Origin of the sequence: Streptomyces lothianensis, from assembly GCF_047779955.1 — a bacterium.
GTDB lineage: Bacteria > Actinomycetota > Actinomycetes > Streptomycetales > Streptomycetaceae > Streptomyces.
The window spans coordinates 196722-211123 of record NZ_JBLMKT010000049.1 but is presented as its reverse complement, the minus strand read 5'-3'; the positions used below and the strand labels follow the sequence as shown (position 1 = coordinate 211123).

13 protein-coding genes are annotated in these 14402 nt (G+C 70.4%); 5 read left to right on the top strand and 8 right to left on the bottom strand.

The window, feature by feature from the left end:
• A partial coding sequence (locus ACLF6P_RS18410; RefSeq protein ID WP_415951560.1) for a carboxyl transferase domain-containing protein occupies positions 1-122 on the top strand: 122 nt, incomplete at its 5' end.
• A gap of 52 nt (positions 123-174) precedes the next feature.
• A complete protein-coding gene (locus tag ACLF6P_RS18405; protein WP_415951543.1) occupies positions 175-378 on the top strand; it encodes an acyl-CoA carboxylase subunit epsilon in 204 nt (67 codons plus the stop codon).
• 252 nt (positions 379-630) lie between these two features.
• On the opposite strand, the gene ACLF6P_RS18400 is transcribed toward ACLF6P_RS18405, so the two are convergent.
• The 8 genes from ACLF6P_RS18400 to ACLF6P_RS18365 all read right to left on the bottom strand — a co-directional run bounded on the left by ACLF6P_RS18400 (position 631) and on the right by ACLF6P_RS18365 (position 11127).
• Complete coding sequence (locus tag ACLF6P_RS18400) at positions 631-1212, bottom strand: GTP-binding protein (RefSeq protein WP_415951542.1); 582 nt, start codon at positions 1210-1212, stop codon at positions 631-633.
• Positions 1193-1804: a DUF742 domain-containing protein gene (locus ACLF6P_RS18395; RefSeq protein ID WP_415951541.1), complete on the bottom strand. Its 612-nt coding sequence runs from the start codon at positions 1802-1804 to the stop codon at positions 1193-1195. The genes ACLF6P_RS18400 and ACLF6P_RS18395 overlap by 20 nt, the downstream gene beginning before the upstream one ends.
• A gap of 58 nt (positions 1805-1862) precedes the next feature.
• On the bottom strand, positions 1863-2276 hold the full coding sequence (locus ACLF6P_RS18390) for a roadblock/LC7 domain-containing protein (protein WP_026057603.1): 414 nt from the start codon (positions 2274-2276) through the stop codon (positions 1863-1865).
• A gap of 10 nt (positions 2277-2286) precedes the next feature.
• Complete coding sequence (locus tag ACLF6P_RS18385) at positions 2287-5634, bottom strand: sensor histidine kinase (protein WP_415951540.1); 3348 nt, start codon at positions 5632-5634, stop codon at positions 2287-2289.
• Positions 5635-6029: 395 nt separating this feature from the next.
• Positions 6030-6611 (bottom strand): GTP-binding protein, encoded by a 582-nt coding sequence (locus tag ACLF6P_RS18380; RefSeq protein WP_415951539.1) that lies wholly within the window; start codon positions 6609-6611, stop codon positions 6030-6032.
• Positions 6592-6999: a DUF742 domain-containing protein gene (locus tag ACLF6P_RS18375; protein ID WP_415951538.1), complete on the bottom strand. Its 408-nt coding sequence runs from the start codon at positions 6997-6999 to the stop codon at positions 6592-6594. Before ACLF6P_RS18375 ends, ACLF6P_RS18380 begins: the two co-directional genes overlap by 20 nt.
• 105 nt (positions 7000-7104) lie before the next feature.
• A complete protein-coding gene (locus tag ACLF6P_RS18370; RefSeq protein WP_415951537.1) occupies positions 7105-7518 on the bottom strand; it encodes a roadblock/LC7 domain-containing protein in 414 nt (137 codons plus the stop codon).
• Between the two features lie 9 nt (positions 7519-7527).
• Positions 7528-11127, bottom strand: a complete 3600-nt coding sequence (locus ACLF6P_RS18365; protein WP_415951536.1) for a sensor histidine kinase — start codon at positions 11125-11127, stop codon at positions 7528-7530.
• Positions 11128-11687: 560 nt separating this feature from the next.
• Here ACLF6P_RS18365 and ACLF6P_RS18360 point away from each other — a divergent pair.
• From ACLF6P_RS18360 to gltX, 3 genes are all read left to right on the top strand, one after another.
• The gene (locus ACLF6P_RS18360) at positions 11688-11912 is read left to right on the top strand and encodes a hypothetical protein (protein ID WP_415951535.1); all 225 of its coding nucleotides are present in this window, start codon (positions 11688-11690) and stop codon (positions 11910-11912) included.
• A gap of 227 nt (positions 11913-12139) precedes the next feature.
• Entirely contained in the window at positions 12140-12913 is a 774-nt protein-coding gene (locus ACLF6P_RS18355) for a fumarylacetoacetate hydrolase family protein (protein ID WP_415951534.1), read from the top strand.
• On the top strand, positions 12906-14390 hold the full coding sequence (gene gltX / locus ACLF6P_RS18350; protein ID WP_415951533.1) for a glutamate--tRNA ligase: 1485 nt from the start codon (positions 12906-12908) through the stop codon (positions 14388-14390). The genes ACLF6P_RS18355 and gltX overlap by 8 nt, the downstream gene beginning before the upstream one ends.
• Positions 14391-14402: the final 12 nt, after the last annotated feature.

The following is a 14402-nucleotide window of genomic DNA, read 5'->3' as shown; positions in this document are numbered from 1 at the left end:
GCCTCGTCGACGACGTCATCGACCCCGCCGAGACCAGGTCCGTCCTGATCTCCTCACTGGAGATGCTCCGCAACAAGCACGCGGACCTGCCCTCGCGCAAGCACGGCAACCCGCCGCAGTGACGCGGCCCGCCAGGCTTTCCTCCCTCCTCCCCGTAACGGAGACCCGAACCCCATGACTGCTCCCGCCGAGAACCTCCTCCGCGTCGAGAAGGGGCACGCCGAGCCGGAAGAGCTCGCGGCCATCACCGCCGTCCTCCTGGCCCGCGCCTCCGCCGCCCCGGACGCGCCTGCCCCGTCCCGCGGCCGCTCCAAGGCGGGCTGGCGCCGCCTGGAGCGCACGCCGGGCTTCCGCGCCCCGCACAGCTGGCAGGGCTGAGCCCCCAAGTCTCTGACGTCCCGCGCCCCCTCGCTGGGGGTGCGGGACGTCGTCATTTCCCCACGGGGGCACCTACCAGCCCGCCCGGCGCTTGAGGACGAGCGCGTTCAGCGCGATACGGGGTCCGGGGCGGAGCCCCCACGCGGCGGAGCCGCAAATCGGTGCTGCCGGGAAGGGGCGGGTAGGGGAAAAGAAGCGGCCCCGCACCCCCACTCGGGGGAACGGGGCCGACGGGCAGGTGCCCGGGAAGCCTCAGCGCAGGCGCGCCATCAGCGCGTGTTCCACGAGGGTGATCAGCCCGGACTTGGCGTCGGCCCGGTGGCGGGCGTCCGTCGTGATGATGGGGGTGTCGGGGCCGATCTGGAGCGCCTCGCGCACCTCGTCCGGCTGGTACGGCTGGTGGCCGTCGAAGCCGTTCAGGGCGATGACGAACGGCAGACCCGAGTTCTCGAAGTAGTCGACCGCCGGGAAGCAGTCCGCGAGCCGCCGCGTGTCCACCAGGACGATCGCGCCGATCGCACCGCGCACCAGGTCGTCCCACATGAACCAGAACCGGTCCTGTCCGGGCGTACCGAACAGGTACAGGATCAGGTCCTGGTCGAGCGTGATACGGCCGAAGTCCATCGCCACGGTCGTCGTCGTCTTGTCGCCGGTATGCGTCAAGTCGTCGATCCCCGCGGACGCGGACGTCATCACCGCCTCGGTGCGCAGCGGGTTGATCTCCGAGACGGCGCCCACGAACGTGGTCTTGCCCACGCCGAAGCCTCCCGCCACCACGATCTTCGCGCTGGTGGTGGAGCGGGCCGCACCGCCGCTAGAGCTTTCGAAGTCCACTGAGCACCCTTTCGAGCAGTGTCACATCTGGCTGGCCGCCGGAGTTCTCGTCGCCGCCGGGCTGGTGGATGGCCACAAGGCCGGCTTCCGCCAGGTCGGCGACGAGGATCCGGGCCACGCCGAGGGGGATGGAGAGCAGTGCCGAGACCTCGGCGACCGACTTGATCTCGTGGCACAGATTGCAGATCCGCTGATGCTCGGGCAACTGGCCCTGCAGCTGGTGCGGCTGTGCGGTCGTGTGCACGAGGGCCTCGATGGCCAACTGGTACCGAGGCCGGGTCCGCCCGCCCGTCATGGCATACGGGCGGACCAGAGGGTTCTGTGCGCGGCCGGGTGACTGCTCGGGCGAGCGCGGTGCGGCAGGCCGGTCCGGCTGGGATCTCCGGGGCGCCTGCTGCTGCTCGTAGGGGTCACGCGGCCGCTGCGGCGGTGCGTACCGCTCCTGATGGCCGGGAGCGGAGGGGTAGCCGTAGTGGTTCGACGTGTTGTCGCCCTGGCCCTGGCCGTACGACCAGCCACCTGCCGACGAGCCGTCTCGCGGTGTGGGACCTGCCACTTGCTCCTCCTCCGAATTTTCCCGGGCGTCCATCATGTGGAGCCGCGTCCCGAAACTTTAAGGCCACGGGGCGCGAATGCGTACTGCCTGTCTGTCAGTTGAGAAGGCTTCCCTGGAGCTCCGCACGCAGGTCCGGGGTGAGGACCGTGCCTGCGCGGTCGACCAAAAGGGCCATTTCATACCCAACGAGGCCGATGTCCGCCTCCGGGTGTGCGAGTACGGCAAGAGAAGAACCGTCCGAGATGGACATGATGAACAGGAATCCCCTCTCCATCTCCACAACGGTCTGGTTCACGGCGCCGCCCTCGAAGATCCGGGAGGCCCCGGCGGTCAGCGAGGTCAGACCTGAGGCGACGGCCGCCAACTGGTCGGCGCGGTCACGCGGGAAACCCTCGGACATCGCCAGAAGGAGTCCGTCGGCGGAGACCACCACGGTGTGGGACACCCCGGGGGTGTTGTCCACGAAGTTGGTGATCAACCAGTTCAGGTTCTGCGCCGCCTGGCTCATCGGGCTCACACTAACGCTCCTGGTTGTAGTTGCTGCTGCCCGAGCCGAAGCCCTGGCCGTTCGTATCGTTCGGTGTACCCGCGTCACGTCCTCGCTGTACGCCACGACGCAGGTTACTCAGCCTGCCCCGGACGTCCTCGGGATCGCGGGAGACCTGGGGGCCGCCCTGAGGCGTCTGCTCCGCGGTGCCCTCGACCAGATTGGCCCGCGGGACGCGGCGCGGGAGGCCGGACGAGGTGACCCCGCCCGCCCTCGGCTCCTTCAGCTGCTCGGCGCGCTGCCAGCGCACGTCGTTCGAGGACTGCCAGTCGCTGTCGCCGCCGACGCTGCCGCCGGAGAGCAGACCACCGGAGCCTTCGCCGCCGGACCGCGCGTCGCCGGACGGCAGTCCGCCGCCGAGCGGACGCTGGGGCAGTGTGCCCCGGCCCTGCCCGGCACCGCCGTGCCCGGCACCGTTCTGTCCCGCGCCGCCCTGCTCCGGACCGCCCTGCCACGAGCGGCCGTTGCCGCCCGCCGCACTGCTGCCGCGGCGGGGGAGACCGGCATCGGTCGTCTCGTGGACGGCGCCTTGGGCGGGGCCCTGGGCGCCGTGCGGATCGAAGCCTACGCGGTCGCCGTCGCCTGCGGGAGTGCCCGCGGCGGATTCCGTTTGTGCGCCGTAGCCACCCGCGAACGGCTCCTGGTAACCGGCCTGGCCCTGCCATTCGGCCTCGCCGTTGTAGCCGGAGAAGCCGTCCTGGCGGTCACCGCGCTGATCGGCGTAGCCGGATTCCGGATAGCCGCCGTCCTGGTAGCCCTCCTGCTGTGCGTACGCGCCCTGCTCGGCCGGTTCGTAGCCGCCCTGGTCCTGGGCGTAGCCGCCCTGGTCCGCGCCGTAGCCCTGCTCGTTGCCGTACGCGCCGTTCTGCTGGTCGTACGCGTCATCCTGCTGCTGCCCGTACGCGCCGTCCTGCTGCTGTCCGTACGCACTCTGCTCGTCGTACGCGTCCTGGCCGGACTCGTCGCGGAACATCGGGCGCTCGCCCTGCGCCGGCTGCTCGTCGGACTGCGACTCGAGCGCCGCGCGGCGCTCCTCCCGCATCAGGGAGCGGCCCACCGGGTCGAGTTCGCGCGCGGCCTCCTCGGTCAGCTGCGGCTGCTCGTACCGGCTGTCGTCGAAGCCGAGCTCGGCGGCCGTGCGCAGCGGGGCCGCCTCGTAGGCCTCCTGCTGCGGGATCATCTGCGAGACGGTGAACTCGTTCTCGGGCAGCTGCGCGCCACCGCCACCGTGGGTGATCTCCTCCGGCAGCATGACGAGCGAGGTGGTGCCTGCCTGCTCGCCCGAGGGGCGCAGCTGGACCCGCACACCGTGCCGGTCGGCCAGGCGGCCGACCACGAACAGGCCCATGCGCTGGGAGATCGCGGCGTCCACGGTCGGCGGGTTGGCCAGGCGGTGGTTGATGTCCGCGAAGTCCTCGGCGGTGAGGCCGATGCCCTTGTCGTGGATCTCGATCATCACGCGGCCGTCGGGGAGACGGGTCGCGGTGACGCGGACCTTGGTCTGCGGCGAGGAGAACGTGGTGGCGTTCTCCAGGAGCTCGGCGAGCAGGTGCACGAGGTCGGTCACGGCGCGGCCGTGGATCTCGGCCTCGGGGACACCGGTCAGTTCGATGCGCTCGTACTGCTCCACCTCGGAGGAGGCCGCGCGCAGCACGTCGACCAGCGGGACCGGCTGGTCCCAGCGGCGGCCGGGCTCCTCGCCGGAGAGGACCAGGAGGTTCTCGCCGTTGCGGCGCATTCGGGTCGCCAGGTGGTCCAGGCGGAAGAGGTTCTCCAGCTGGTCCGGGTCGGCCTCGTTGTTCTCCAGGTCGGTGATGAGGGTCAGCTGGCCCTCGATCAGCGACTGGTTGCGGCGCGAGAGGTTGGTGAAGATCGCGTTGATGTTGCCGCGGAGCAGCGCCTGCTCGGCGGCGAGCCGGACGGCCTCGCGGTGCACCTGGTCGAAGGCGCGGGCGACCTCGCCGATCTCGTCGGTGGTCGTGATCGGGATCGGCTCCACCCGGGTGTCGACCCGTTCCGGCTCGGTGCGCGAGAGCTGGTCGACCAGCATCGGCAGGCGCTGCTCGGCCACGTCGAAGGCGGCGGTGCGCAGCCGGCGCATCGAGGTGGACATCTGGCGGGCCATGAGCCCGGCGACGATGAACGCGGCGAGCAGCGCGCCGACGACGATCGCGCCGTTGACGTACGCGTCGGTCTTGGCGTCGGAGGAGATCGCGGCGGCGTCGCTCACGGCCTTGTCGATGAGGTCGGTCTCGACCGTGCCGTAGCCCTCCATCTTGGCGGTGGACAGCTGCTGCCAGGAACGGGGCGTGACCTTGGCCGCCTTGAGTGCGGCGGCCGGGTCCTCGGACTGGAAGGCCGCGGCCATCGCCTGGAGCTGGGCGTCCATCGCGGGCACGGCGCTGTACTGACGCGACTCGGGGCCGCCTCGGTCATCGCCTTCGGCTTCGACACCGGTGGCCTTCTGCCGCTTGTCCATCTCGGCTTCCAGAGCCGCGACATCGGCCTCGCTGCCACTGGAGACGTACTCGCCGACGGCGATGCCCTCCAGGTAGCGGTACGTGCTCAGCGACCGCAGCTGGGCGGTGAGGACCTCGGGCTTGCCCGGGCGTACGAGGATGTGGGTGCCGATGGAGCGCTGCAGCGAGGCGGCGGCCTTGGCGAGCGAGACGGCGTAGACGGTACGGCCGTAGCTCGTCACGTTGCCGGAGCCGAGGCTCAGCTCGTTGGCGAACTCCATGAGGAAGTGCTGGACGTCGGTGTAGGCCTCTTCGGTCTGCACCGGGTCCTGGGCGCGCGTGTAGGCCGTCTCACGGACCTCTTCGAGCTTGCCCTGGTTGGCCCTGAAGAGCGCGAGACGGCGCTCCAGGCCCTCGTTCGCGGGCATGTCGGCGACGGCCTCGTCGAACTTCGTCCTGGCCTCGGCCGTGGCCTCCCGCAGCTTCCTGACGGTCTCCGAGTCGCCGTTGCCCTGCAGGAGATCAGGGGCGGACAGGTCGCGCTCGTCGAGCAGCGCGGCGCTGTAGTCCGCGGCGGCGCGCACGATGAGCGCGGTCTTCTCCGCGTCCTGTGCCTCGCTCCAGGTGTCGATCGAGCCCTTCACCTGGAAGCCGCCCATGACGAGGGCGACGATCGCGGGTATCAGGAGGATCGCGTTCAGCCGTACCGGCACGCTCCAGTTGCGCGGGGACATCCCGCCCCCGCCGCCCTGCGGCACGGGGTCGTTGCCCGGCGTGGGCGCGGAAGTCATGGCTTCCCGCGGGGGCGGGGTGAAGTTGCCCCGTGCCGACGGCTCGGGACTGTTCTTGCTTCGCCTCACTCGACCAACAACCTCTCGGCGTCGGCACGCACGCTTGCTTCGTGGCGCCGCTGTCGTCTTCCCGCCCGGGTACGGGGCAGTTCGTTCAGCCCGGTACTACTGGGCAGTTCCGCGCATTCCAGCACGTCAGCACAGGCGATTCCAAACGTCTGGGAGAACTGATTCCAGGTGATCCGGGCCTCACGTAAAACGGTCATAAAGAACGAGCCCCGCCAAAAGGCGGGGCTCTTGTGAGCGCAGCGATACCGAGTGACAGCACGCGGTGTCGAAGGGCCCTGAATTCTCTGTCGAAACGTTATGAACACACGGGCGGATCGTGTCAAAGGACACAAAGGTGCTCACGGCGACCTACGACAACTTCCGTATGTGCAGCAGCACTTGATCCACTCCGGTGACTATTTCAGCCGGGCCATCAGTGCATGCTCGACCAGTGTGATCAGCGCAGACTTCGCATCCGCACGGTGTCGCGCATCCGTCGTGATGATCGGGGTGTCGGGTCCGATCTGCAGGGCCTCGCGGACTTCGTCGGGCTGATACGGCTGGTGGCCCTCGAAGCCGTTCAGGGCGACCACGAAGGGCAGACCCGAGTTCTCGAAGTAGTCGACCGCCGGGAAGCAGTCCGCGAGACGGCGCGTGTCCACGAGGACCACCGCACCGATCGCGCCCTTCACCAGGTCGTCCCACATGAACCAGAACCGGTCCTGCCCGGGCGTGCCGAACAGGTAGAGGATCAGGTCCTGGTCCAGGGTGATACGGCCGAAGTCCATGGCGACCGTGGTGGTCGTCTTGTTCCCCGTGTGCGTGAGGTCGTCGATGCCGGCCGAGGCCGACGTCATCACGGCCTCGGTGCGCAGCGGGTTGATCTCCGAGACGGCGCCCACGAACGTGGTCTTGCCCACGCCGAAGCCCCCCGCCACCACGATCTTCGCGCTGGTGGTGGACCGGACGGCCTCGCCGCTAGAGCTTGCGAAGTCCACTGAGCACCCTCTCGAGCAGTGTTACGTCGGGCTGACCGTCGGCGTTCTCGTCGCCGCCGGGCTGGTGGATGGCCACGAGACCGGCCTCGGCCAGGTCCGCGACCAGAATGCGTGCCACCCCGAGCGGCATGCCGAGCAGCGCCGAGACCTCCGCCACCGACTTGACCTCGCGGCACAGATGGCAGATCCGCTGGTGCTCGGGGAGCAACCCCGGCAGCTGCGCCGGATCGGCCGTGGTGCTCACCAGCGCCTCGATGGCGAGCTGGTAGCGCGGCCGGGTCCGGCCGCCCGTCATGGCATACGGGCGGACCAGCGGCTGCTCGGCCTCCTCCATGCCGTACTCGGCCTGCGCTTCGTACGGATCGTGAGAGGCGGTGGGCGGGGTCATGAATCCTCCGGGCGGGACAGCAAGCTAGTTGTCAGTGCCGTCGGGTGGCCGGTGGGGGGACCGTGGGGGGCGGCCGGACGGGTGGGGCGGTTCGTGCGGTCGACCTCAGTGCAGGAGGCTGCCCTGCAGTTCCGCGCGCAGGTCCGGGGTGAGGACCGTGCCCGCGCGGTCGACGAGCAGTGCCATCTCGTACCCGATGAGACCGATGTCCGCATCCGGGTGGGCGAGTACGGCGAGCGAGGAGCCGTCGGAGATCGACATGAGGAAGAGGAAGCCGCGCTCCATCTCCACCACGGTCTGGGCGACGTTGCCGCCCTCGAAGATCCTCGACGCACCCGCGGTCAGCGAGGTGAGTCCCGAGGCGACCGCGGCGAGCTGGTCGGCACGGTCACGCGGGAAACCCTCGGACATGGCGAGCAGCAGACCGTCGGCCGAGACCACCACCGTGTGCGACACCCCGGGGGTGTTGTCCACGAAGTTGGTGATCAACCAGTTCAGGTTCTGTGCCGCCTGGCTCATCGGACTCAACTATCGCTCCTGCTGGTGAGAGGGGCTGGGGAAGGTACCGGTGTCTCCGGTGCCCGCCTGCCGGCCTTGCTGGATACCGCGCCGCAGGTTCGTCAGCCGTCCGCGCACGTCGTCGGGCCGGCGGGAGACCTGCGGGCCGCCCTGGTGCTGCTGCTGTTCGGCCGTGCCCGCCACGAGGTTGGCGCGCGGCACACGGCGCGGCAGGCCGGAGGTGGTGATGCCGCCCGCGGAGGGCTGGCGCACCCGTTCGGCCCGACGGACGAGTTCGTCGTTGGGGGAGTTGCGCCACGCGGGGTTGGCCGGGGCCTGGTTGCCCTGGCCCGGGTTGCCCATCGCCTGGCTTCCCTGCGCCTGGTTCTGCTGCTGACGGGGCATCGCGGGCATCTGCTGCGTCTGCTGCGGCTCGGCTGCCTGCGGCTGCTCCGGGGCCTGACCCTGCTGCGGACCGCCGTGGAACCAGTTGGTCTCCAGCGTGTCGTACAGCGGCGTACGGCCGTCACCAGGGGCGCTGGCCGGAGGCAGCGCCCACGGGTCGCTCGCGGCCTGCTGCGGCTGTTCGGCCTGGCGCGGGGGTACGGGCTGCTGCGGGCCATGCGGCGCACCGAACCCGGCACCGTCGCGCGCACCGGCCTGCGGCCCCGCGGGCTGAGCCGGACGGCCGCCCTGCTGACCGCCGCCCTGCTGGGCGAACTGGCCGCCCGGGGCCTGCGGCTGCGCGAACTGGCCGGTGTCCTGCGGTCGGGCGAACTGGCCGGTGTCCTGGGGGCGGCCCTGCTGGCCGGGCTGACCGCCCTGGCCCTGCGGCCGCTGCTGCGCGGCCGGACGGGGCGGCTCGGGTATGCCCGCCGGGCGCGGACCGTTGAAGTCGGGGCGCTCGAACTGGGCCGTGGAGCCCGGACCCTGACGGTCGGCCGCGCCGCCGCCCTGGCCGCCGAAGGCACCGGAGTGCTCCGGCTCCTCGTGGCCGCGCGGGTGCTCCTGCGGAATGTCCTTGCCCCAGCTCGGCGTACGCGACTGGGGGTTGCCGCCGGGCAGTTCGGCGCGCGGACCGCCCATGGGCGGCAGCTGACGGCCGTCCTGGCCGCCCTGCCCGCCGCGGGCGCGCTGCGGCTGCGGGGGTGCGGGCTGCTGGTTGCCGCCGGGCTGCTGACCGCCTGCGCCCTGTCCGGCACCGGGACGGCCACCGCCGAAGACGTTGCCCTGCGGCCCACCGGCACCGGCACCGGCACCGGCACGCGGACCGCCCGGTCCACCGTCCCGGCCGGGCAGTGCCGCACGCGGACCGCCGCCCGCGACCTGACCGCGCTGCGGGGAGGCGGCGAGCCGGCCGCCGGACTGGTTGCCGGCGGTCTGCTGACGCGCCGCCGCGGCACCGGCCGCGGCCTGGGCTATGCCACCGCCCGCACCGGCACCCGGCGAGGCCGGGGCCTTCTTGCCGCCCTGGGCGACATCGACGGGCAGCATGACCAGCGCGGTCGTACCGCCGGAGTCCGAGGGGCGAAGCTGGATCCGGATGCCGTGGCGCTGCGAGAGGCGGCCGACCACGAACAGACCCATGCGGCGCGAGACCGAGACGTCCACGGTGGGCGGCGAGGCGAGCCGCTCGTTGATCGCCGCGAGGTCCTCGGGGGAGAGGCCGATACCGGTGTCGTGGATCTCGACCAGGACGCGCCCGTCGGGCAGCGCGTGGCCGGTCACCTTGACCTTGGTCTGCGGCGAGGAGAAAGAGGTGGCGTTCTCGAGCAGCTCGGCGAGCAGGTGCACGAGGTCGTTGACCACCCGTCCCGCGACCTCGGTCGCGGGCACGGCGGCCAGTTCGATGCGCTCGTACTGCTCCACCTCGGAGGCCGCGGCACGCAGCACGTCGACCAGCGGGACCGGCCGGGTCCAGCGGCGGCCCGGCTCCTCACCGGCGAGCACGAGCAGGTTCTCACCGTTACGGCGCATGCGGGTCGCGAGGTGGTCGAGCTTGAACAGCGAGGACAGCTGGTCCGGGTCGGCCTCACGCGACTCGAGCTCGGAGATGAGCGAGAGCTGACGCTGGATGAGGCCCTGCGAGCGACGCGAGAGGTTGGTGAACATCGCGTTGACGTTGCCTCGCAGCAGGGCCTGCTCGGCGGCGAGGCGGACGGCCTCGCGGTGCACGTCGTCGAAGGCCGCGGCCACCTGGCCGATCTCGTCCCGGGAGTGCACACCGACCGACTCGACGGAGGTGTCGACGTCCTGCGGGTCCGCCTCCGAGAGCTCCTTGACCAGCTCGGGCAGGCGGTCCTGGGCGACCCTGGTCGCGGTGTCCTGCAGCCGGCGCAGCGAGCGGATCATGGACCGGGCGACGACGAAGGCGCCGATCAGCGAGATGCCGAGGACGAGCAGGATGAGCGCACCGTTGATGATGGCGGCCTGCTCGGATTCGCTGCGGAGTTTGCGGGCCTCCTGCTCCATCTCGGTGAGGAGCGACGACTCGATGAGCCGCATGTTGCCCAGCTTGACGTCGGCCTGGTCGGTCCAGTCGCGGTAGGACCGGTTCTCCTCGTTGCGCAGACCGTTCTTGCCGCCGAGGACGCGCTTCGCGTAGGCCTCGGCCTGCTTGATGTCCGCGGGGCCGTTGTCGAGGGTCCGCAGCAGCTCGTTGGCGTCACCGCCGGCGTCCTCGTAGGCACGCGCCACACTCTTGCGCTCGGCGTCCTCGGCGTCGAAGGCGTCGGAGCCGTACAGGCGCTCGGTGTCCGAGAGCTCGCCGGGCTTGCGGTCGTTGTCCGGCAGCGCGGCCGCGATGATCGCGCGCTGGATCGAGGCGTACTCCTTGGCGGAGGAGAAGGCGGAGAGGATGCGCGTGCGCTGGATGATCTCCGGGTTGTTCGTCGCGAGCGCCATGTCGCGGGACAGGTCGAGGAGCTGCTCGATCAGCCGGTTGTAACTCTGGATGGTCTGCGAGCTGGGCGCGCCCTCGTTGTAGGCGTCCCGGCGGATGTCCTTGAGGCGGTTCAGCTGGCTCGTGATCTGCGTGAGGTCCTGGCGGATCGCGTTCATCGCCTGGTCGTCGCGCCGGTCGTTGAGGTCGATGGTGACCTTGAGGAACTGGTCCTGCTCGGACTCGGTGCGGTCGTAGAGGCTGGCGATCTCCGGCGCCGAGGACTCCGTGCCGGTGGAGAGCGGGCCGGCTGTTTTGTCGCGCTCGTCCTGCAGCGCGTTGGCGAGGTCGGTGGCCCCCTTCGTCATCTCCGTGAGCAGCTTCATGTTCTCGAGCTGCTCGATCTCTTCCAGCGACTCGTTGATCCGCAGCGCGCCGAGCGACGTGGCCGCGACCACGGGCAGGGCGAGCAGCGAGACGAGGCGGGTGGAGATGCGCCAGTTGCGCAGGGCCAGCCGCGAGCCGGGGCCCGGGGGTGTCGTCTTGTCCGAGGCGGGCTTGGCCGTGCCCGCGTCGCCGCCACCCGCGGACTTCTCGGATTCACCGGCCGGTGAGGCGCCCGAGGCGTGCGGGGGTGCGGAGTTGCCTGGAGTGGGGCCGGTCCCGCCGCGCAGCTCCGGCTCGTTCGTCGAACCGGTCTGGCGGCCCTGGGGGGACCCCGAGCCATCCCTCTTGAAACGTCCCTGCACTAGCTTCGCAACCTCTGGACCAGGCGTCCCCCCGCGTGGGCGGTGGGACGGTGTCGGCGTTACGGGGCCGAAATGCCCCTGTGGTCGTCAGTGACCGGCGCGTCTTCCCCCTTCTCCCACCGCCGCTCGACGCTGCTCTGCGCCTTGCGCGCCGGCTCATACCCGCGGCGGTCCCGGGAATTCCAACACAGTGCAGGATCTCCAACAAGGGCCAGGTATCGGGCCGTGACCTGTGTGACGCCATGTGAAGGGGGAGTCACCAGGCGTAGAGCCGGATCCGGGGAATAGTGGACATTTGCTTAGCTATTGCTTACGGGGCGGGGGTGTCCCAGTCGCCATGATCAGAATCGGAATGATGGGTTCAGGGGCTAAATGTCCGTTCTTCACCGTGTGATCGTCCCTCCATATTGTCCGTTTCGTCCGCTCGCTGGTGAGCAAACTCACATGTCGATCAGGCGCGGATGGCGGCACTGCGGGGAATGGGGATGTTTAGCCTGACGCTTTACAAGGTTGGCCCGTCCGACAAGCAGCCCAACAGAGATCCAGAGGTCAGTTCCGCCGTGAAGACGACTGAGATGTTCCGTATAGCCAACCCGCGCCGCACGACCCTGGCGCATCTTGCGGACGCCACAGAACTGGAGACCGCCGCGAGCCCCGCTGCCGTCGGCTCCCCGGACGCGGAACTGCCCACGAACACGGCCAACCCGCGCCGCACGGTGCTGCAGAACGCGCCGGCCACCCCCGAGCCCGTCGTGATCACGGTCGCGGGCGCGGTCGCCGGCTGAGACGGCTCAGCCGCCGGTGGCGTCTCACCGATCCGGGACGCCACCCCTTCGTCATCCCTTCGCCATCCGTTCCCCGCGCGGTTGCCCGGCAGGACGCGGGCCCGCCCGGATGCATTCTCGCGAGCCCGCACCCCACCGGCCGCGTTAGCCTGAAGCCTCCACGATCCCAGGTCGCGGCCCCGAACGGACCCGGGCTCCGCACCCCAGTAGGAATACAAGAGGCTTCCGTGCGCATCGCCAGATTCTCCATCGACGGCAATGTCGCCTTCGGCGCGGTCGAGGAGGGCCCCGAGGGCCCGGTGCTCGACATCATCAAGGGCATCCCCTACGCGGACTTCGAGCTCAGCGGCGTCAAGGTCCCGCTCGCCAAGGTCCGCCTGCTGCCGCCGGTGATCGGCAACAAGATCGTCGCCTTCGGCCGCAACTACGCGGAACACGCCGAGGAGCTGGGCCACGAGGTGCCCGAGTTCCCGTTCGCCTTCTTCAAGCCGACCACGTCGATGGTGGGCGACGGCGACCCCGTCGAGTACCCCTCGTTCTCCAGCGAGCTGCACCACGAGGCCGAACTGGCGGTCGTCATCGGCCGCATGTGCCGTGAGGTCCCGCGCGAGCGCGTCAAGGACGTCATCTTCGGCTACACCTGCGCCAACGACATCACCGCCCGCGACGTGCAGCGGCGCGAGAAGCAGTGGGCCAGGGCCAAGGGCTTCGACGGCTCCTGCCCGATCGGCCCCTGGGTCGAGACCGAACTCGACCCCTCCGACCTCGCCATCCAGTGCACCGTCAACGGCGAGCAGCGGCAGCTCGGCTCGACGAGCCAGATGATCCACTCCGTCGAGGATCTGATCGTCAACATCACCGAGGCGATGACCCTGCTCCCGGGCGACGTCATCCTGACCGGCACCCCCGCGGGCGTCGGCCCCCTCAACGTCGGCGACGAGGTCGCCGTCACCATCCAAGGCATCGGCACTCTCACCAACAAGGTGATCAAGCGTGGCTAACACACCGGACGCCAGCGTCCGCGTCCGTTTCTGTCCCTCCCCGACCGGCAACCCGCACGTGGGCCTGGTCAGGACCGCCCTGTTCAACTGGGCCTTCGCCCGGCACAACGGCGGCACCATGGTCTTCCGCATCGAGGACACCGACGCGGCCCGCGACTCCGAGGAGTCCTACGAGCAGCTCCTCGACTCGATGCGCTGGCTCGGCCTCACCTGGGACGAGGGCCCCGAGGTCGGCGGCCCGCACGCCCCGTACCGCCAGTCGCAGCGCATGGACCGCTACGCGGACGTGGCGCAGAAGCTGCAGGAAGGCGGCTACGCCTACCCCTGCTACTGCACCACCGAGGAGCTCGACACCCGCCGCGAGGCCGCCCGCGCCGCCGGCCGCCCCTCCGGCTACGACGGCCACTGCCGCGAGCTGACCGCCGAGCAGAAGCAGGCCTACGAGGCCGAGGGCCGGTCGCACATCGTTCGCTTCCGCATGCCCGACGAAGCGATCACCTTCACCGACCTGGTGCGCGGCGAGATCACCGTCCAGCCGGAGAACGTCACGGACTACGGGATCGTCCGCGCCAACGGCGCCCCGCTGTACACCCTGGTCAACCCGGTCGACGACGCGGCGATGGAGATCACCCACGTCCTGCGCGGCGAGGACCTGCTCTCCTCCACGCCCCGCCAGATCGCCCTCTACCGGGCCCTGATCGAACTCGGCCTCGCCAAGACGATCCCGGCCTTCGGCCACCTGCCGTACGTGATGGGGGAGGGCAACAAGAAGCTCTCCAAGCGCGACCCGCAGGCCTCGCTCAACCTCTACCGCGAGCGCGGCTTCCTCCCCGAGGGCCTCCTCAACTACCTCTCCCTGCTCGGCTGGTCCTTCTCCGCCGACCAGGACGTGTTCACGGTCTCGGACCTCATCTCGAAGTTCGACATCGCCGACGTGAACTCCAACCCGGCCCGCTTCGACCTCAAGAAGGCCGAGGCGATCAACGCCGACCACATCCGCATGCTCGACGTGAAGGACTTCGCCGCGGCCTGCGAGCCCTGGCTGAAGGCCCCGCACGCCAACTGGGCCCCGGAGTCCTTCGACCAGGCCAAGTGGGAGGCCATCGCCCCGTACGCGCAGACCCGCGTGCAGGTCCTCTCCGACATCACGGCCAACGTCGACTTCCTCTTCCGCGACGAGCCGGTCGAGGACGAGGCCTCCTGGACCAAGGCGATGAAGGGCGACCCGATCGCCCTCCTCACCACGGCCCGCGCCAAGCTCGACGCAGCGGACTGGTCGGACCCCGAGTCGTTGAAGAACGCGGTCCTGGCCGCGGGCGAGGAGCACGGCCTGAAGCTGGGCAAGGCCCAGGCCCCGGTCCGCGTGGCCGTCACTGGCCGCACGGTGGGTCTCCCGCTCTTCGAGTCCCTCCAGATCCTGGGCAAGGACAAGTCCCTGTCCCGCGTCGACGCGGCCCTGGCGAAGCTGGCCGCGTAGCGCCCTCCCGTA